Annotated in this window: 11 protein-coding genes; 3 read left to right on the top strand and 8 right to left on the bottom strand. The window is 47.3% G+C overall.

Annotated features, from left to right (window positions below; genetic code table 11):
* Window positions 1-246: 246 nt before the first annotated feature.
* The 7 genes from NSQ38_RS10905 to NSQ38_RS10875 all read right to left on the bottom strand — a co-directional run bounded on the left by NSQ38_RS10905 (window position 247) and on the right by NSQ38_RS10875 (window position 12860).
* Entirely contained in the window at window positions 247-3462 is a 3216-nt protein-coding gene (locus tag NSQ38_RS10905; protein WP_339789126.1) for an alpha-mannosidase, read from the bottom strand.
* 4 nt (window positions 3463-3466) lie between these two features.
* Window positions 3467-5821, bottom strand: coding sequence for a glycoside hydrolase family 3 N-terminal domain-containing protein (locus NSQ38_RS10900; protein WP_339790481.1), 2355 nt, complete (start codon window positions 5819-5821; stop codon window positions 3467-3469).
* Window positions 5822-5857: 36 nt separating this feature from the next.
* Complete coding sequence (locus NSQ38_RS10895; protein ID WP_091037844.1) at window positions 5858-6778, bottom strand: carbohydrate ABC transporter permease; 921 nt, start codon at window positions 6776-6778, stop codon at window positions 5858-5860.
* 23 nt (window positions 6779-6801) lie between these two features.
* Window positions 6802-7731, bottom strand: coding sequence for an ABC transporter permease subunit (locus NSQ38_RS10890; protein ID WP_339789123.1), 930 nt, complete (start codon window positions 7729-7731; stop codon window positions 6802-6804).
* A gap of 77 nt (window positions 7732-7808) precedes the next feature.
* On the bottom strand, window positions 7809-9281 hold the full coding sequence (locus tag NSQ38_RS10885) for an ABC transporter substrate-binding protein (RefSeq protein WP_339789121.1): 1473 nt from the start codon (window positions 9279-9281) through the stop codon (window positions 7809-7811).
* Window positions 9282-9562: 281 nt separating this feature from the next.
* Window positions 9563-11077, bottom strand: coding sequence for a response regulator transcription factor (locus NSQ38_RS10880; RefSeq protein ID WP_339789118.1), 1515 nt, complete (start codon window positions 11075-11077; stop codon window positions 9563-9565).
* 1 nt (window position 11078) lies between these two features.
* Window positions 11079-12860, bottom strand: a complete 1782-nt coding sequence (locus NSQ38_RS10875; protein WP_339789115.1) for a sensor histidine kinase — start codon at window positions 12858-12860, stop codon at window positions 11079-11081.
* Between the two features lie 487 nt (window positions 12861-13347).
* Here NSQ38_RS10875 and NSQ38_RS10870 point away from each other — a divergent pair, with 487 nt between their 5' ends.
* The gene (locus NSQ38_RS10870) at window positions 13348-16170 is read left to right on the top strand and encodes an endo-beta-N-acetylglucosaminidase (RefSeq protein WP_339789112.1); all 2823 of its coding nucleotides are present in this window, start codon (window positions 13348-13350) and stop codon (window positions 16168-16170) included.
* 140 nt (window positions 16171-16310) lie between these two features.
* Here the strand turns inward: NSQ38_RS10870 and NSQ38_RS10865 are convergent, their stop codons facing one another.
* The gene (locus NSQ38_RS10865; protein WP_339789110.1) at window positions 16311-17888 is read right to left on the bottom strand and encodes a class I adenylate-forming enzyme family protein; all 1578 of its coding nucleotides are present in this window, start codon (window positions 17886-17888) and stop codon (window positions 16311-16313) included.
* A 292-nt stretch (window positions 17889-18180) separates the two neighbouring features.
* On the opposite strand from NSQ38_RS10865, the gene NSQ38_RS10860 reads away from it, so the two are divergent.
* Both NSQ38_RS10860 and NSQ38_RS10855 read left to right on the top strand, forming a co-directional pair.
* Complete coding sequence (locus NSQ38_RS10860) at window positions 18181-18666, top strand: hypothetical protein (protein ID WP_339789107.1); 486 nt, start codon at window positions 18181-18183, stop codon at window positions 18664-18666.
* A gap of 578 nt (window positions 18667-19244) precedes the next feature.
* Complete coding sequence (locus NSQ38_RS10855; RefSeq protein WP_176873021.1) at window positions 19245-20891, top strand: RNA polymerase sigma factor; 1647 nt, start codon at window positions 19245-19247, stop codon at window positions 20889-20891.
* Window positions 20892-20937 lie beyond the last annotated feature (46 nt).

Genomic DNA, 20937 nt, shown 5'->3' with positions numbered 1-20937 from the left:
ACTCCTTAAACAAATTGAATGGTGTAGCTATACAGGATCAAGCTGAGAACATTCACACTAGACCACTACGATGACAGAATAACCTTCCGATCGCTGTTATCCCCAGATTTTTTTTGTTTCCCTTTTTAAAGGGTAAAATCTGGGGATAAAGGCGAACGCTTCGCTTCTTATGGTTATTTCTGTCCTCTCCGTTAACGTGTGAATAACGAGCTGGACATGTGTAGCTCAAAAATATTTCAAAAAGGTTTACCGCAGTAGCACGGTTTGTATTTGGTAAGGTTTAAAAGATAGTGTAATCTGGCCATGGGTATGGGCCAGTGGTTGGACCGGTTCTTCCAGTGCGTTGGAGTGATAGGCTTGCTCAAAGGCATGCGGCCATTGCAATGTGATGTTTTCGCGTTTGCCTGACGATTCATAGAAACGAAGGACTGTTCCGTGCCCATCCTCTGCCATTTTGACCGTATCGAGAATGACGTGATTACTATTAAAGTTAATCCAGGAGCCTGTTGCTGGTCGAGATTGTGCGGCAGTTGCCGTTACATCTGCGGTTGGATAAACTCCAGCTCCTGCGCTTTGTTGTGATTGATCCCTCTGTTGCACCTGTTCCATCTGTTGCACTTGCTGCGACTGTTGTACTTGTTCTACTTGTTGCACAACCACCTCATGATTTAGCTCGGCAGCCTGACGTACGGTGTGTGCAGTTCGCCAGTCTCCGTCGTGTGGGTACAGGGAATAGGTGAATTCATGTTCTCCCAGATCGGCGGTGCGATCAGGCCATTTTGGTGCTCGCAGCAAGGACAAACGAATGGTGCTTCCTTGCACGTCGTACCCATATTTGCAATCATTGAGCAGGCTCACGCCGTATCCATATTCGGATACATCCGCGAAGCGATGTCCACAGACTTCATACTGGGCTTGCTCCCAGCTTGTGTTGCGATGTGTTGGACGTTCCAGTGCGCCAAATGGAATTTCAAATGTGGCCTTGGAGGTCACCACATCAATCGGGAAACCAACTTTCAGAAGTTTGTGATTTTCGTTCCAGTTCACCTGTGTTTGGAAGTCAATTCGCCGTGAGTCATGATAAAAGACGATATCTTGTGTGATTTCCGATTGGTGTAGCTTCCAGCGGAAACGCAGGACATCTTTCGTTGTACCCGCCAGCACCAGCTTTTTCTCCAACAGTTCCACTTCGCCAGCAATCTGTTCTTCATAACGACTGTCGATATCCCATGCATCCCAGAGCGTTGGACGATCGTGGAAGAAGTGAAGTTGATTGCCACGTTCACCCGGCTTCAACAACTCACGCTCCGCGGTTTTATCCCAGAGACGGGTGATCTCCCCACGTTCATTGAACTGCACATGATATAAGGCGGTATTCCATGTATCATTAAAGGTTGGTTGTGTGGCAAGGTTCTTCATTTCCCGTACATTCGTTTCCCTTGTATTTTCCGGTACCAGCCAAATCGTTTTATATCCAAACGCCGGAATGTCTGTCACGAGAATAGACATACTGCCATCTTCCCGATCCATCCGCAGGCGCTGACCTTTTTCATCGATGCCGTAGCGATCCAAGCCATCCTGCACAGCCAATTGAACGACTGCACTTCGTTTCCATCCCAAGCTGTTGAATACAACATAGGCTACTGAACCTTCTGGCCCCTCTGTGTTGATACCCGTTGTTAATGCTGAAACGCCTTGATCCAGTCCGGTTCTGCCCAATTCAAAAACCTGTACATATTCCTCATTCGAAGTCACGTAGGATTCCGTAATCGCCGATCCCGGTATAATATCGTGGAATTGATTCAGCAAAATTAATTTCCAGCCGTCATGCAGTGCTGAACGCACTTGAACTTCGGTATTCGCCTCCATATCTGGCAGAGCGAGTGTATTCCACAGCTCAGCTTCTCGATATAGAACCTCCGCTTTCCGGTTGTTGCGCTTATTGCGCGCATGTGTCGTGTAGGTTCCCCGGTGTAACTCCAGATACAGATCGCCATGCCACTTCGGAAGTACAGGTTGCTCCTTTTCAATTCCGGCAAAGAAAGCTCCAGCTGTGCTATAACGACTCGCAGGCTGACCTACCATCAGGTCTGCGCGATCCACATACTCCAGCATCTCGCGTGTTACCCCACCGCCGCCATCTCCGTGTCCGTATAGAAGCATATGCTCCGGATGCGCTGCTTTCTCACGGTAGGATTGCCAGTGATCATGAATATCCTTCGGCAGCGTGTGCTCGTTAACACCATGATTGAGGTAAGAAAGAATTGGTGTTCCGTCAATGCCCACCCAGTGGAAGAGATCATATGGAAATACATTTGTGTCATTCCATCCGAGCTTTGTTGTCATGAAATACTCCACATTGCCATGCTTCAAAATCTGCGGCAGGGAGGCACAATACCCGAATGTATCCGGCAACCACTCAATCTGTGACGTCTTGCCAAACTCCTCCATATAGAACCGCTGACCATACAACATCTGGCGTATCAGGGACTCCCCACTCGGGATGTTCAGATCCGGCTCAACCCACATGCCGCCAACCAGTTCCCAGCGGCCTTCTACAATCCGCTGCTTCACCCGCGCATACAGCTCGGGATCATGCTCCTTCAGAAACGCATATAATAAGGGCTGACTCTGGGAATAAACATAGTCGGGATATTCATTCATAAGTGCATCCACGGTGGAGAAGGTACGGCTCGTTTTGCGAACCGTCTCACGTACAGGCCACAGCCAGGCAATATCAATATGGGATTGTCCTACCATATGCTCCAGACCTTCTGCGTTGCCGCCAATCTCACGCACATGATGCTTCAGATTATTCTCAATCTGACGAATACCCTCTCCCTGCTCAATCTCTTCTGCTGACATACCTACAAATTGATCCATCGCACGATACACCAGTTCTAACAAGCGAACCCGCCTGAAGTCACTTTCCGGTAGCAACACAGCCGAATCACGCACAATAATGACGGTATACATCAGACTACGAACCGCTTCATTGGGTCTCACCAGCAGGCTCGTAATTGATGTGATCGGCGGCTGAATAACCGCCTGTTGATTCAACGGGTCTACAGGTTCAGGTACCGGGTCAAACATCTCAATCTCAAGTTCCGGAGCGTTTCCGACTTTGGATGGATCAAGCGTGACGTAGGTATGATTGCGGTCAAGGCCCTGATAAGAGTGCCCATTTACCCGAAGCAAGCCTTCTCCGCCTGTTTCAAATACAAGCCCATAAGGTGTTTGCTGCCCTGTAGCAGGGATCTCCAGACGTGTTCTAAAAAAATAAGTCGTTCCCTGTTTGCTCGGAAAACGCTCAAAATCTTGGCCTTCCGGGTACTCACCCTGATCCTCATACTGTCCTGGCACATTATAATAAGCGCGGGTAATATCCCAGCTGCGCAGCTGTAATTGCTCCAGCCACTGATGTTCGGACAACTCGCGAATAAATCGTCTGATACGTTCCAAAATCTTACGCCTCCCTTACGGTCAGTTCGGCCATTTGCGTATCGTTTACGCTGCTGCCGATATGAATATGGAATTTTCCCGGTTCGACAACAGGCTTCAAGTCACGACCAATATACTGTAACTGCTCGGCTCCGATTTGGAATTCCACGGTCTGTGTCTCTCCAGGCTCCAGGTTCACTTTTGCAAACCCCTTCAGTTCCTTGGCGGGACGAGTCAGTGAGCTGACCACGTCAGCAATGTACATCTGTACAACTTCTGCACCTGCATAACGGCCGATGTTGGTCACATTCACCGATACCGTAACTGAATCATCAGCTGTCATGGACTCAGCACTCAGCTGCGGTTCACTGTACTCAAATGTGGTATAGCTAAGTCCGTATCCAAATGCATAACGTGGCTCCAGATCCTCTTCGAGGTAACGCTTGCCTCGGGAACGTTTGCCGTTATAATAGATCGGTAATTGGCCGACATGCTTCGGAATGGAGATCGTCAATTTGCCTGACGGATTCACATCACCGAATAAAATATCTGCAATGGCATGCCCGCCCTCTTGACCCGGATACCACGCCTCCAGAATTGCATCAGCATGTTCATCCACCCAAGGTTCAGTGATGGGACGACCGTTAATGTAAACAACGACAAGTTTCTTGCCGAGCTTGTGAATCTCCTGAATGAGTTCCAACTGTACTCCGGCAAGACCCAACGTCATCCTGTCGATTCCTTCGCCACACTCCATATCATTCCAGGAGTTATCGGACACATTGGAAGCACCCGTCTTCAGATCAATTGTTCCTTCTCCAAAGTCACGTGCACTGGAACCGCCAACCACCATAATCACAGTATCCGCTTGGCTGGCTATTTCGATTGCACGCTCAAATCCTTCTTTTGAATCCCCTTTAATCCGGCAGCCTGGTGCATATAGAACCTGATCTGTACTGCTGCCACCAGTCAAAGGACCAACAGAACTCTTCTCCGTTCGCCCATCCACATGACTAGCCAGCTTACTACGAATCCCATCCAGTACCGTCGCCACTTTCGACTTCGGTTGCGGAGATGTGTAATCACCCAGTTGATTGTAGGCCTGATCCGCATTGGGACCAATGACGGCAATCCGACCCACATTTGCTATCGATAGAGGTAACATGTCAGCCTCATTTTTGAGAAGTACAACGCCTTCCGCAGCCAACTGTCGTGCCAGCTGAACATGCGCTTCACTGCCAATCACTTCCGCTGCCTGATCGGCATCCACGTAAGGCTGTTCGAATAAGCCCAGTCTGAACTTCAACGCCAGCACGCGAGAGGCAGCCTGATCCAGAATCTTCACATCAAGCTTGCCTTCTGTTAACGCCTGCACCAGATATTGCCCAAACATCTCACCGGACATTTCCATATCGATGCCTGCCACAATCGCCTGTACGGAAGCTTCCATTCCATCTGCCGCGACATCATGCCCACTTGCCAGCATGTTGATCGCACCACAATCCGTAATGACCAGACCGTCAAAACCCCAATCCTTACGCAATACATCTTCCAGCAATTCCGTATTCACGGTGCAAGGCGTGCCATCAATTTCGTTATATGCTGGCATGATCGACGCAGCGCCAGCTTCCACCGCTTTGCGGAAAGGATACAGATCCACTTCCAACAGTTCGCGCCAGCCCATATGTACAGGTCCTGCATTACGTCCACCTTCGGAGCTGCCGTAACCAACAAAATGTTTCAGCGTTGCCGCTACTGTATCTCCACGGTCCAGACTTTCACCCTGAAGCCCTTCCACGGAAGCAACTGCCAGTTCTCCAATGAGAAACGGATCTTCACCGAAACATTCCTCGGTACGTCCCCAGCGCGGATCACGCACAACATCCAGTACCGGAGAATAGGTGACCGCACCACCTTGGGCACGTGTCTCCCGTGCTACTGCCTGGCACATCTCCCGGTATAGATCCACATTCCAGGTGCTCCCCAGTAAAAGGGGGACAGGATAGACCGTTCCGTCAATGGCCATATGACCATGCGAGCACTCTTCCCCAATCAGGATGGGAATCCCCAGTCTAGAATGTTCTATTGCATAACGTTGAATCAGATTGACCGCCTCAGCGCCTTCTCTGGCGGATAGTCCATTTTCCAGCGTAACGCCAGTCCACGGATCTGCCCGAAGCGCACCGTAAAGGGAGCCGATGCCCCCATTTTCCACTTGCCGCTTAAAGGATTCATTTAACGTGATGTTCCCTTGATCATTCGTATAGGTCTGCCAGCCAAATGGCTGAGTAAGTTGGCCTACCTTTTCTTCCGTAGTCATCAGGCTAAGCAGGTGTTGTACCCGTTCCTCTACGGATTTGCTGTGGTCCTTGTAAGTCATCAATCTGCATCTCTCCAATCCTATAACGTGATCCGGCTATTCTTTGACCGCGCCCACCGTCAGACCCTGTACGAAATAACGCTGGAAGAACGGATAAGCGAATATAATCGGCAACGTAGCAAGCACAACCATCGCCATTCGGGATGTATCCTGCGGAATGGACTGCATGGCTGCCAGACTCATCGAACTGTTAGCAGAGTTCTGCTGGATAAACTGGATACTCGACTCAATCCGCATTAACATGGATTGCAGCGGTACCAGATTCGGATTATCGATGTATAATAGCGCATTGAACCAATCATTCCAGTAACCGAGTGTACTGAACAACCCGATGGTTGCAAGTCCCGGCAAGGAGAGTGGAATCACGATTTTCATAAAGGTATAGAACTCACCGGCGCCATCAATTTTGGCCGATTCAATGACTGCATCCGGCACACTAGTGGAGTAGAATGTACGCAGGATCATAATATAGAAGGCATTCATCGCCAGCGGGAGAATCAGTGCCCATAACGTATCTTTCAACCCAAGCAGCTGGGATACGACCATATAGGTTGGAATCATCCCGCCGTTGAATAACATGGTCAGAATCGCAAAGATGGAGAAAAATCTCCGGTATCTGAAGCTCTTGCGGGAAATCGCATACGCATACAGCGACATGAGAATCAGACTGATGATAGTACCGAGTACCGTCACCAGAATGGTCACTCCATAAGCCCGCAGCAGCGTGTCCCCACTCTGCCAGACAAACTGATATGCCGCGAGACTCCATTCTGCCGGAATCAGACGATACCCATCACGGGCCAGTGCTTTCTCGTCCGTAAACGAGATAATGACTACAAATACAAAAGGAAATACACAGATCAGAGCGAATAGACCGGCGATGATGTTCATGATCACGTTCCAGCCGCTGGATACGTGGTGGAAGTCGCGTTTTTTAACGAGCCTTGCTTGAGCCATAGTGGTTCACTCCTTTCCTTGTCCTAGAATAGGCTGCTGTCTTTATCGATTTTGCGGACCACATAGTTGGAGATAATAACAAGCACAAAACCCACCACGGATTGATACAATCCGGCAGCTGTACTCATCCCAATCTCACCACTAGTTTTCAAACCACGATATACATACGTATCAATAACATTTGTCACGGAATAAAGCGTACCCGAATCCCTTGGCACCTGATAGAACAGTCCAAAGTCGGCATAGAAAATGCGGCCTACGGCCAGCAAGGTCATAATCGTGATGATGGGCGACAACAACGGAATCGTAATATTGCGAATCTGCTGCCATTTGCTTGCTCCATCAATCATGGCTGCTTCATACAGTGATTTATCAATCCCCAGTATGGAAGCCAGATAGACAACGCTGCTATAACCGATGGTTTTCCATAACGCTACGAATACCAGAATATACGGCCAATATTTCGCCTCGGAGTACCACTGAATTGGTTCCATCCCAAACCAACCGATAATCTGATTCAACATCCCGCGGTCCATGCTCAAGAAGCTGAATGCGAAGTAACCAACAATAACCCAGGATAGAAAATACGGCAGAAACATACCGGTTTGATACAGTTTGGCGAGTCGTTTATTCACTAGTTCCGAGAGCAGGATTGCCAATGCCACAGAAAATACCAGTCCCAGGAAGATAATGGCGATGTTATAAAAGAGCGTGTTGCGTGTAATGAGCCATGCGTCACTTGTGCTGAACAGGAATTTGAAATTGTCCAAGCCAACCCATTCACTCTTCATCAGACTTGCCCAGAACCCTTCACGGCTGAATCGATATTCTTTGAAAGCAGCCACTGTGCCCACAAGTGGCAAGTAGGAGAAGAAGAAGAACCAGATGGCGCCTGGCAGCACCATGAGCAGCATGACTCGGTTTCTAATCAGGTTTTTCAAAAATGTAGTCATTGTGGATATCCTCCTTCAGGCTTGAATGAAAAAGGACCGGACGCGATAAGCAGCCGCCCGATCCTTACGATGTACTGTTACTTGTTTTCCGCTCTCCAGGCATCCAACTGGCTTTGGGCTTCAGCCATTACTTTCTCCAGTCCGGCTTGATTGAACTTCTCAATCACTTGATCCAGATTGGCTGCCGGGTCCAGTGTACCTGTCATCAGTGCTGCCCAATATTGCTCTTTCACGTTCTGTACCGCCGTTAGTTCGGCAGATACATTGCTTGCATCAAAGTTAAAGCTGAGGATCGGGGAATTGACACCTTCAGCGTTGAACTTCTTGAACTCATCCCATTTGTTATCCGGGTCATTGCTGTTCAGATAGAGCAGCATGTTGTTCCCAAGGGAGTATGAAGGCATATCGTAGTTTTTCGATTCAGGCAGATTTTCCATATGCGTGTCATCCACTTTTTTGTAGTGTGTGCCCTCGATACCGGAATCCACCATATTACGCAGCACAGGATCTGTATTCAGCAGGTTCAGGAACTCCATCGCTTTCTCCGGATATTCCGAGTTGGCAGAGATCGCCATAATGGAGCCTTGTACAGATGTATTCGTTATAATTGCTTCACTTGCAGGTGTTGAAACAACTTGATAACCGTAACTTGCAGACCATTGATTGTCCGCGAGCGGTTGAGTCTGTGCACGATCCAGGAACCAGTTGCCCGATGTTGTCAGGTCGTTCGTGGAACCTGTTGTTGCCGCTTCTGCCGATACATAACCGGCTTTGTAGTACTTGTGCATCGTGGTTAGTGCTTCTTTCATTTCAGGTGTTTCCAGTATGTTCACGAGCTTATAGTCTGTTGTATCCAGCTTGATTGCCATTGGCAGATTCTGAATGACATAATCATATGGCACGTAGGGAACATAGTTTTTATCCATGGCAAATGGTGTTACACTCGCCTCGTTTTCCTTAATTGTTTTGAGCAGAGGCTCCAGACTGTCTAACGTACGAACGCCAGAGATGTCCAGCTTGTATTTATCAACCAGCATTTGGTTAAAGCGCCATACCTCTTGTTGTGGCAACTCTTTGTTGGCTGGAATTCCGTAATTGTGTCCATCTACCTTGGAACCGCTGAGGAATGCAGGATCAATGGTCTTGGTAAGATCCTGACCGTATTCAGCAAGCAGGTCATCCAGTTCGAGGAATGCACCTTTTCTGGCATTTTGTACATAATCGAATCCACCAGAAGAAGTGAACAGAATGTCCATTGGCTCACCGGATGCTACGTTAACCTGCATCTTCTGCGGGTAGTCACCCCAGTCAACCATCTTCATCGTTACCGTGGCATTAATTTTCTCTTTGGTATACTTGCTCACTTCTTCCATCACTTTGTTGACGTCTTTCTGAGGGGTACCGATGGTATACCAGATCAACTCTACCGCGTCATCTCCAGCTCCCCCGGATTCTGAAGCATCTTTGCTTCCTCCACAGGCACTAAGAACAAGTGTAACGGCCATTAACAATGCAAGAACGAGTGAGAAGCGTTTTCTTTTTTTACTCATTTCTTTGATCCTCCCTTTTCGTGTTCCCTTAGGCTCTACTTACTAACTGCTTTAACCTTATCGAATGAAAGCATTTACAAAAAGAAGATAAACTTAAGTTTTCGAGGTACAAATTAAAGAGAAATCATCCTTGGACAACTATTTTGTACCTGTTTAATTAAATCGCTTACATGAAAGAGACATGCCGGGTAACGTATGCCATGTTTTTCATCCATGCCATTCCTGTTCCCGATATGTCTCTTGGCTCTCTGTCCGCATAGTTGGATCTACCCGTCACCGAATTAACCAAACACCTTGAAATCAGTCGGTGAAATTCCTACATATTTGCGGAACTGTTTATAGAAATACCCCGTCTCCCAATACCCCACATTTCGGGCGATCTCATGTACCTTCAGATTGGAATTGCGTAGTTGCTCCTTCGCACGTTCAATCCGGTATTTGTTGATATATTCGGCAAACGTCTCCCCGGTCTCCTTATGGAACAATTGTCCCAAATACACCGGATGCAGATGATAGTGGGCACCCAGCAGCTTCAGGGAAAGTTCTTCTGCGTAGTGTTTGTCGATATGCTGAAGCACTTGGTTTACAATCGGATTCTTCAGATCCTGCAATAGGGATTGGATCGTCTGCGACCCAACCTGCTGAAGCGCCCGCACGAGTTCATCAAAAGTACCACTGTCCAGTACAAGTTGAAGCCCTTGTTGGTATATGGCAGACTCATCAGAATGTTTGATGCTTTCCAGCTCCATTTTGAAGCGAATCACAACTTCCAATGCGGTGTTCTGTAACTCCCCAGGTGTAAGCCCATCGCGATGCTGTTCAAAATCCATGCGAATCCGTTCGGCAAGTTGTTCTGTATTGCGGGACAGAATGAGTTTGGCGTATTCCCTCCAATCAATGAAAAAGGTCGCTGTTGAACTTCCGCACCTTTCCAGTATGCCATGGTCGATGACTTTAAGGTCGGGATAAATCATCACATACTGGAGTGCTTTTTTGGCCTCGGCATAACTGGTCGGCGCATGGTATAACCCTTTCATCAATCTGCCTGCTCCAATGCGTGCCGCCGGATGGGTTACGGTTATCTCATCAGATAATGCCTGAAGGCCATCCATCAACTTCTGTTCCTCGTCACTCGTACCCTGAATATTGGCAATAATGACGATGTCTCCATCGATATCATGAAATACGTTCAGATGGCGTCTGTCTCTCAGCATCTCTTCTACACGTTCAAACATGCCGGGTACTTGCCCTTTATCACGCAGGATGGCTACAGCAACGTCAGGTGCATCCAACGAAAGGTTCATAAACTGGGCACGTTCTTCAAATTCGGTAGCTGCAATCTGTCCTGTAAGCCATCGATGAAGAATGTTATCTTTCAGAATCTGAATGCCATACGCATCATCGGCTTGAGGTGATACCGTATGATCCAGCTTGGACGCCGTGTTGCTCAGCGTGGATTCCAGTTCCTCTACATTAATCGGTTTGAGCAGATAGTTTTCGATCCCCAATTGCATGCCTTCCTTCAGATATTCGAACTCATTGAAACCACTGAGGATAATGACCTTAAGCTCAGGTTGCACTCGCCTTGCTTCCCGAATCAGATCGAGACCATTCATGAGTGGCATGGATATATCCGTAATCAGAATGTCCACAGGCTGAGAAGAGAGCGCCTGTAACGCTGCTTGCCCATTACCTGCATGGCTCACAATTTCCATATCAAATGAAGACCAATCCACAATATCGTATAAACCTTCAATGATGAATGGCTCATCGTCCACAATAAACACCTTGTACATGTTAAACACCTGTCCCTTCTGTATGTGGATAACGCACCCTGATCCGTGTTCCTTCTCCAAGGGTGCTCTCTATGGTGATACCGAACTCTGGTCCATACAGGAAGCGCAATCGACTATGGACACTGCGCAGCCCGAACATCTGACCAGACTCTTCAGGACGTTCCAGTTCTTCAAGGATTTCCGTCAGGCGTGCTGGATCAATGCCTTTGCCATTATCTCTGACTTCCACTTGCACCACATCATCTGTTTCTTCCACAACAATCGATAATCGGTTATCCGAACGTTCTGTCTGAATGCCATGTACGACATAATTCTCAATGATGGGTTGCAGCGAAAGTTTCACCACAGGGTGTTGATAATAAGCAGCATCGATCTGGATCGTATATATGAAAATATCCTTGTAGCGGATTCGGAATAACTCCAGATACAAGCGACAAGCTTCCATCTCATCCTTCAGCGTATAATTTTTCTTCTGCTGTACCAGGCTCTTGAACAATACGGATAAACTATAGATCATCTCGCCAACATCTCTCGCCCCCTGGGATATCGCCCTCATCCGAATCACTTCAAGCGTATTGTAGAGAAAATGAGGGTTGATGCGCGCCTGTAATGCGACCAGCTCGGTCTCCTTCTGTTTGATCTCGGCTTTGTAGACTCGTTCAATATACAGATTCAGCTCATCCAGCATGTCGTTGAAGCTATGGGAGATCTGCCCCAGTTCATCATCTCGCGAATCGTCGATGCGAGCCGTCAAGTTGCCATATTTCACTTTTTGGGTGAAACGAATAATTCGACGGGTTCGTTTGGCAAAGTTAATAATGAAAAACGCCGGAACCAGCACAGCAAACAGAATACACACAATACTGATCGAGATGATGGTATTGCGAATGCCCGCATAGGTTTCAGCCATCTCTTCTACCGGAACGGTGCCAATGACCACATAACCCTGATCGGCGGAGACAAACTTGTTCACATACATGTTCTGCTCTTTTTTCATCGAATCCATATCCGTCTGATCAAACAGGGAATCGGCCACATTCACGTAGGGATACTTCTTCCCGTAATAATGATTGTTGGAGTCAAATAACACTGTCCCTTTCGCCGATAACACCACGATTTCTCCCTTGAGGTTACTCTCGTAGTTATCCAGCGCGTTACCGATTCCCTCCGAGTCAAAGAAGACAAGAAATTGGCCCAGATTCCGAAGAGTCTGTGTATTGTTAATTGGTACGCGGATGGAGTAGAGCGCAGGGTCCCATTGATTAATCTCTTTGCGAATCCAGTAATTGGGTGCACTGATATTGGGCGTTTCCATCGCCATCACGTCCGGAATATAGGAATGAGCCACATTGGCGTCCAGCTTGCGGAACTGCTTATGTTGATTAAAGGTAGACAGATCCTGCTGCTCAGCGCTATACAACATGAGTTGGTTAATCTGGGAATTACGATCCATAATGTTCTGAAAATGTTTTAACACATCGGCCGAATAATCGTCCTGATTAGCATAATATCCATTTGTCATGTGCTGAACATATTCAGCGTACGAATGATTCATCAGATACGTAATGTTGGCGGAGAGCGCCTCATTCTGATGCATGTCCCTCACCATATTCTGTACCGATTCATACTGCTGATGAATGTACCGATCCACATGTTCCATCGCCGCTTTCTGGATCGCCAGTTCCCGACGAATTGTGGAGTCGGACACTGACAGGAAGATGATATAAGACAATGTAATGATCGTGACAATGGATATCATCGAGAAGATCAGTAGCATTTTCATAAACATATTATTTTTGAAGAAATTATTGTAAACGCTAACAATTTTCAAGTCGCATGTTCCCTCCGATGCTGTTTTCCTGACTATATAAGTAGAACTAAAGATTATTAACACTGACACTACGATGACAGAATAACCTTCCAATCGCTGTTATCCCCAGATTTCTTTGATTCTCTTCTCCCAAGGGAAAATCCGGTGATAGCGTATGCTTCCGATGCAGCTTTCTTTCAGAAAGCTTTTAGGCGAACGCTTCGCTTTTCCAGTTTTTTCTGCCCTCTCCGTTTTCGTGTAAATGATTAGTTTAACTTATATAGAATTATATCATTAGGCTTCTGACATTAACTTGTCACCTGGAACTTTTCTTTAGTTTGTACTAGCGATTCTTTAATTTCACCCTATTTAAAAACGCTTTCATCCACTATCGTTAACCATAAGTTTAGCTTTGTGTAAAAGAATACCTTACATTCATTCCACTTGAAGGAGGAACAGCATGACACGCAAACTCAAAGCAAAAGGCATCATTCCCAAGGTAACCGCCATGGTCCTTACTACGGCTCTGCTTGGACAAGTTGTTGCATCATCCGTTTATGCCGGAGACACGCTCCCTTACACCGGTGAAAGTGCCAAAGGGGTGAATCAGCCCTATCAACACGGGTACACCTCGGCCCAGATTCTGAACTGGACACCGGAAAGTGATATCCATGGTGACCTGCTTCGTGCCCATGTTCCCTTGCAGCCCCGTAATGAAGCGTTCGCTGCCACACAGGCATATCCTGAGCTCAGCCCGGACACCCAACTGTTCACAATGAGTGGTGATTACGGCAATGCATTCTTCGATAGCACACCTTATACCAATGAATTCAGCCAGTATCTGTTTAATTATTGGCAATATACAGACTACTACAGCTATTGGCACGGCATGGCCTCTGCGGGAGTACCTGAGGAGCTGTATGACCCGAGTAAAGAGTGGACGGAGAAATACTTTGAGTTTGGTATCTTGAACATTCCGAATCCGGCCTACACCAATGCAGCCCATAAGAATGGCGTTAAGTCCATTGCTAACATCTTTTTCTCGGACAATGACCGTGGGCCACAAACCTATAAACAAATGCTGATCCAGGATGAAAACGGTAATTTCCCTGTGGCCGAGAAACTGGCCGAGATGGCAGAATACTACAACTACGATGGATATTTCTTCAATCAGGAAGAGGTTGCCCGGGGTGTAGCCCCTGAAGATATCGCTTCCTACAAGAAATTCATGAAATATCTAAGAGATAAAGGCCTGTACGTTCAGTGGTATGATTCCACCATCAATACAACAGGCAAAATTCAATACCAGAACCAATTCAATGGGCTTAACAGCCCCTTTGTACAAGATTCCGTTCTCGGCAGAGTCTCGGATTCCATCTTCCTGAACTATGTATGGAACCACAAGATGCTCCGCGATTCCCGTGATCATGCCCTTAGCTTGGGACTGGATCCACTGGAAACCGTATTTGCTGGTGTCGAAGGTGGACATGACAAATTCGGCCGCTGGAAGCAGTCCTACGACCTGCGCCATAACCTGGATGAGAACGGTCAGCCCATGAATAGTATCGCGACATTGGGTGCCGATTTCACCCACAACGCCCTGGATGAAGAGATGGGCGATGGCAGTACCAATCATCGAGCTGAGGATGAGTACCAATGGATGACCTTTGTACGTGATCGTGCGTGGTGGTCTGGTCCAAATCAGGACCCTACGGATGCACGTCGTAATGCGTCTGCCGATCTGTCCGATGTGTATGCTTCCGGTGCAAATTGGGATGGAATCGCTGCATATCTTACCGAACGTTCCGTCATCAACGGCTCTAATTTTGCGACCAGCTTCAATACGGGCCACGGTCTGAAATATTATGAAGACGGCGCTGTCTCGAACGATAAAGAATGGTCAAATATCAACATTCAGGATATCCCTGTCACTTGGCAATGGTGGATGGATAGCGAAGGCGACAAGCTCAGTGTTGATTTTGACTACGGTCCATCTTATGAGAAAGGCGCAAGGTACAACTATGACTCCATTGGCGCGTTCAATGGCGGTAGCTCTCTCGTGGTGAACGGTACACTGAACTCGGAGAACTTCCTGCGTCTGTACAAAACCGACCTGTCCGTCAACGGACAATCCAAACTGGAGCTCACGTATAACAAACCGTCAACTAGCGATGCTTCTTCCCTGCATGTTGGGCTGATCTTCGAGGATGATCCATCCAACGTGGTCAATGTGGAAGTGCCTCAGTCAGGCCAGCATACTACAGGTTGGAAGACAACTTCGCTGGATTTGAGCGCCTATCAAGGAAAAACCATTGCCGCTATGGGATTATCCTTTGACCCGAATGGCGAGGCAATAGAGAATTACCAGATGAATATTGGCGGGGTCCGCATTTCCGACGGTTCAGCGGCTGTACCGGATGCACCTACCGGATTCCATATTGCCAAAGCACTGACCGACACCAATGAATTGGTTGTCGCATGGGACATGAAGGACTATTCAGAGGTCAAACAATACAATTTATATGAAAATGGCGCCTATGTTGGCGGCGTGTATGATTCTACTTTTTATATCAAATCGCTAAAACAGCCTTCTGGTGAACTGTCCATACGTGCTGTTGGTGCAGATGGTACCGAAAGTGAAGCAACCGTCCTGCCCTACGATCTGAATGCAGCCGTTCAGGATATTGATGTGAAATTCAAAAAGAATGGCGATGCCATCGTAAGCTGGAAAAACCCGAAGAAAGTGAAAGATTCGGGCAAAGGCAAAGATAAGAATACGGATAAGGACAAGGATAAAAATAAAGACAAAGGAAAAGGCAACGAGTCTATTCAGCTCACACTAGAAACAGAATACACAAAAGAACCCTTCACCAAGTCGCTTCAGGTCAAAAAAGGAAAACAATCTGCCGTCCTGACCGGACTTCCGATCAACGGTGAGCATTACGTGCTGAACATCGCTATTGGCGGGCAGAATCCGGTTACCCATACCGGACAGCTCGCAGATCTTCAGATTACACCATACGCCAAGGAAAAGGTCACGTTAAAAGATGGAAAATATACACTTGCCCTGCCCGATCTGGAAGACTGGTACAAGATCTATGTATATGAAAATGGGGTGCCACGCGAGTTCGGAGTCACTTACGTTTCGCAGAAATTCCCGTATATCATTCGGGGAAGAACAAAGCTGAGTGAACTGACCTTCACACCAGCATCCAGCAACAGCTCTTTGAAACTGGTCATTGAGGATTATGCAGGCAATCAGGCCACTACGATTTTGAGGTAATATTACAAAGTATTTTTGTGTGCGCCAGCATAGCAGTAATGAAAACATACAGCCCTTCACTTCCAAAAGGAAGTTGAAGGGCTGTCTTGTTGATCTAACAATAAATACTCTACCAAACAGTTATTAAACATCATTTTCCGTTAGCCTAGTTCTTCGGATGAAATTGAGGATAGCTGCTTGCGCAGCCGCTTTTTGTCTATTTTATCCACGGCTGTTCTCGGCAAAGTATCCACAATGAACAGTTGAGTCGGCCATTTGTACGGAGCAAGGTGTGGCTCACAGAACGCCCGCACCTGTGTCAGATCTAAACTTTCACCGTCCCGTAACACTATGAAAGCGACGAGTTCCTCTCCTTCTTCAGGAAGAGGATGTCCGATTACGGCCGCCTCGCTTATCGCCTCATGAGTCACAATAACATGCTCCACTTCGGCACAGAACACATTGGAGCCGCCCACAATAACCATATCCTTCAAGCGATCAAACACATAAAGGTAACCTTCGACATCCAGGCAACCGACATCCCCAGTTCGGATCCAGCCATCGGGCATGGTCTCGGCAGAAGCCTCCGACTGGCGCCAATACCCCAGCATGGTCTGTGCACCTCGAACAACGATTTCTCCAGCCTCGCCCGTAACTGTCTCACTTCCGTCCGTATCTAATATCCGAACTTCGAAGGCCTGCTCACCCTGGGTAGCCAGATCAGCAGGACGACCTACGGATCGAAGGCGATGAGGATCGCCCATATGCTGAGCAGGAAAAAGGCGGCTTATGGACATTCCACATTCCGCTTGTGAGTAGTTGTTCACAATGATAACTTCAGGAAATTGCGATACGACCTCCTGTAGTGTATCCGGGGAAATGATGGACCCTCCGCAGCCAATAAGCGATAGACTCTTCAAGTTTCTACTTCCTACGGATGCCTCGCGGGTAAGATCACGTAGCAGTTGGCCTACTGTGCTGAGTTGTGTAATCTGATCACGTTCAACGACGTCTATAATGCGGTGTACATCCGCCGGGTATTCGTCTAGGAATACAAGACAGCCTCCAGCAGCCATGGTCGCCCACAACTGGAACTGACCCACCAGATGGGATAAGTTGAGCACTAACACACGACGCTTGAGATCATGACCGAAGCCTGCAGAAGGCGTAAGTTGATTCCAAGCAGCCATTCCGCGATGCGAATGCATGACCCCTTTTGGCCGACCAGTTGTCCCACCCGTATAAATCAGGACTGCCGTATCGTCTACACTTCGATTGAAATGATCTTTTGGATAGGACGCGGGTTCCTGCTGTAAAAGAGCAGCGAGCGAACTGCTATTCGTCCCTTCTTCGTCTGTCGTGAACAGTTTTGGACAATACCCAAGAAGCTTTACCGCGGCAATAGCTGCGTCAACATGTTGGTCATCATGAATAACCATATGTGGTTTTGCATCCTGAAATATCGCAGCGAGTTCAGGCACTGTTAGCATAGGAGAAGGCACGAGTGGTATAGCGCCGATCCCAACTGCTGCATAAAACGCAACAACGAGCTGGGGATCTGGATCACCTAAAAGGGCAAATCGATCGCCCGCCCGGAGACCTTCAACATACAGGGCATGACCTAGTCTTTCAACTAAACCGTAAAGCTCCCCATAACTCATCGTTTGGCCATGTCGCATTAACGCAGGTTCCTCAGGGTACAGACTTGCTGCAATCGGCAATCGTTCGGATAGAAGCAAGCAATTACCCCCAATATTTAAATTTCCATTTTTTCCGTTAAGAAAACTATGGAATAAAAAGAGAGTAGCATATATCTGGAATAATAAGTATTCATTATCCCCTATTAAAACCATAAATTCTTCTAATATTACAGTTCCGCCAACAGACGATCCTGCCATTTACCCTACTTGCTAACTTAATTAGGTAGCCCTAATTGGGCTGCTTTGTAAACTGAAATACAACATTTCTTTTATCATTACGTTTATTTAGGTAACGAGTACCAAGGAGGGGTTTGTCATAAAAGTAAAGACAATGTATTTTATTCTCAGTGTTGTAGCGTTATTTTTAATATCAGCTTGCGCAGGTGGTGTTACTGGCTCTAGTCAGCAGAATGAACTAGGTGAACCATATCGTATGGCGTTGGAGGAGTTAATTTCAACAGATACGGCTCTTAATGAAAACATGGAGTATATCTCATTAGATTTCGATAAAGGAATTCCATTAAAGGATTCTGATAAGAAAAGCATTGAGGATTACCTTCACAGCAAATATAACGTAAAAATTTATAGCCTAACCTATGAAGAATTGATTGAAGAAGGACTGTCTGAACAGTCTGAAAACACGCTAAAAGGAATTTTACTGAAAATTGAAAAGCAGGAGAAGCAATCAGATAATAACATTGCCATAGAGGTCAGTAAGTATCTTGCCAATGAGGGGTCGCTCTCTGCAAAAATAACATTAACCTATGAGGAAGGTAAATGGAGAGTTGCTACCCATACTCCTACAAGGGAAAGTTAAAGGAAATAATTTCTTTTACCAGTGAGAACTAGGAAAAGTTTATTATGACATTATGGAAGTAGCCCTTTTGGGCTTTTTTTGCCCGTATTTTCTGGAGGTACATCCCCCCCCCTAAAGGTATACCAATAAGGATTGTTAGCATTTTTGCAACGACCCCTATTGTCATCCGTTAGTTTAATGAAACTCAATTATGCATTTGAATAATTAATCGAGACCACTCCTGGTAAACTACGGAACGAAGGAGTACCCCAAGTCCCCGAAGAAGAACTTTGGCTCGTGCTCCTAGTTTGTATCCTCCCATAGTTGAACCGAAAAGAAGTATCTTTATATACTAAAAGTGAGGCCTTTACATCTAAAGTAATCTTCAACTTGTTTAATTCTTTTCCAATATACTTAACAAAAAATTCATAACGTCTTTTTAACCATTCAAATAATCTACTCATGATGTTTGTAATAATTATACATATATGAGCGATCCGGTAGGACGTCCAATTTTTTTAAAAATAATCCCAACCTTTATTTCGCCTGGCACACTATATAATTGTCAGGAATTACAGATGCAACTATGGAGGCAAAAAATGGACTCAATTGGTAAAAACGGAAAAGAAGCGGCGGAAGCGATTCGGAGCTATGTCAAACCGATTTTCGGTTTTGCGTTAAACCGGGTCAAGCAGCGGGCCGAGGCGGAGGATCTGGCTCAGGAGATTATGCTGCAGTTGTTGAAATCCTTCTCTGGGGTGCGGGACATTAGAAGCCTTGACGCTTACGTCTGGACGGTTGCCCGATACACTTGGGTGAATTGGTTGAAAAAGCGTGCGCACGCTCCCCAAGCGATTGAAATCAACGGCATGTCCGAACTGTCTGCCGCCCCTTCCCGGGAGCCGCTTGACCGGCTGCTGGTAACCGAAGCTTACCGCGAACTGCGCCGAGAAGTCGCGTTTCTATCCGACATCCATCGCCGGATCGTGGTCATGCATTACTACGACGAGCTTAAAATCGGCGATATCGCGATTGCTCTGAACATTCCTGTCAACACGGTGAAGTGGCATTTGAGCGAGGCTAAAAAGAAGTTACGGAAAGGGATGAAACGTATGCGTGCAACAGGAACTTTAAGTGTCAATCCGGTCAGCATGGGGGAAATGGGCCATTCCGGTTCGGCCGGCAGTCTAGGCGAAACCAACGATTTTCTTGGACGCGCCTTGGCGCAAAATATCGTTTACGCGGCTTATCACAAGGCGCGTACCGTACATCAAATCGCGGAGGAGCTAGGAATGCCGCCGTCTTTACTGGAAGGCGAAGTCCGGCACCTGGCCGATTACAATTTTCTCACCCAAACCTCTCCCGGCAAATATCAAAGCAATACCATCGTCTGGGACCTCTTCGAGTTGGCTGTAGCCGGTCATCAATTTTGGCAAGATTGCGCCGCCGAAGTGGCCGATGTTCATTTCGACGCGTTAATGGAAGTTCGCCAGCAAGTCGAGGATAGCGGAGTGTACGTTCCGGACGGCGACTATAACTTCCTGCTCTGGACCTTGCTGCCCAAGAACGTCGAGGAGCAATCATGGCGGAGCATGCCGGCGGGCGAAAACTTCGATGCGGTCGCACCAATGCGAAAGGACGGAGGTCAGTATATTGCCTATGCGGCGTTAAACCAGAGCCACAGTTCCGATCCGGGTTTTGATTTGAGTAGTTACGTCACCTTCGGTCCGTCGCTCCGCTACGTCGAAGACACTCCCTTATACTTGTGGCAATTTAATACGTACTGGAGCGACCGCCAGATGGATTGGCGTTTCCTGGAATACCGGAATGTCGAGATTTGTCATGCGTTCCAACAAGGGGAGCTGCCCGACAACGAAGAGAACGCCGAGCAATATTCGTTCCTGCTGGAGAAGGGGTACATCCGCAAGACGGAGGAGGGGTACAAGTTCAATGCGGTTTGGATCGACTCTCCGCAAACGTTGGATCGGTTGAACAAGGCAATGCCGGATTTGTCCGCTCTGTATGCGCCTGCTGTCGGCAAGCTCTACGATAAAATGCTCAACCTGTTCCTGCAAAATCAGCCGAAGCATTTGGAGCCGCAGCTTGCTTACATGGTGAGAGGCAACACCGGCGGAGGCCGGCTTGTCGCTTATATTTTGAAGCATTTGATCGATAACGGGAAGTTGAAACCGCCGTTGCCGCATCAGCAGAAGACGATTTCAACCTGGATGGGGCCGGTCAAGTAAGTCGGTTCGGAAATGTACACGAAGAATAGCCGTTCCCGGGCGGTGG

The organism is Paenibacillus sp. FSL R7-0313, from assembly GCF_037969885.1.
In the GTDB taxonomy this organism is placed as follows: domain Bacteria; phylum Bacillota; class Bacilli; order Paenibacillales; family Paenibacillaceae; genus Paenibacillus.
This window is presented reverse-complemented; position numbering and strand designations above follow the sequence as displayed.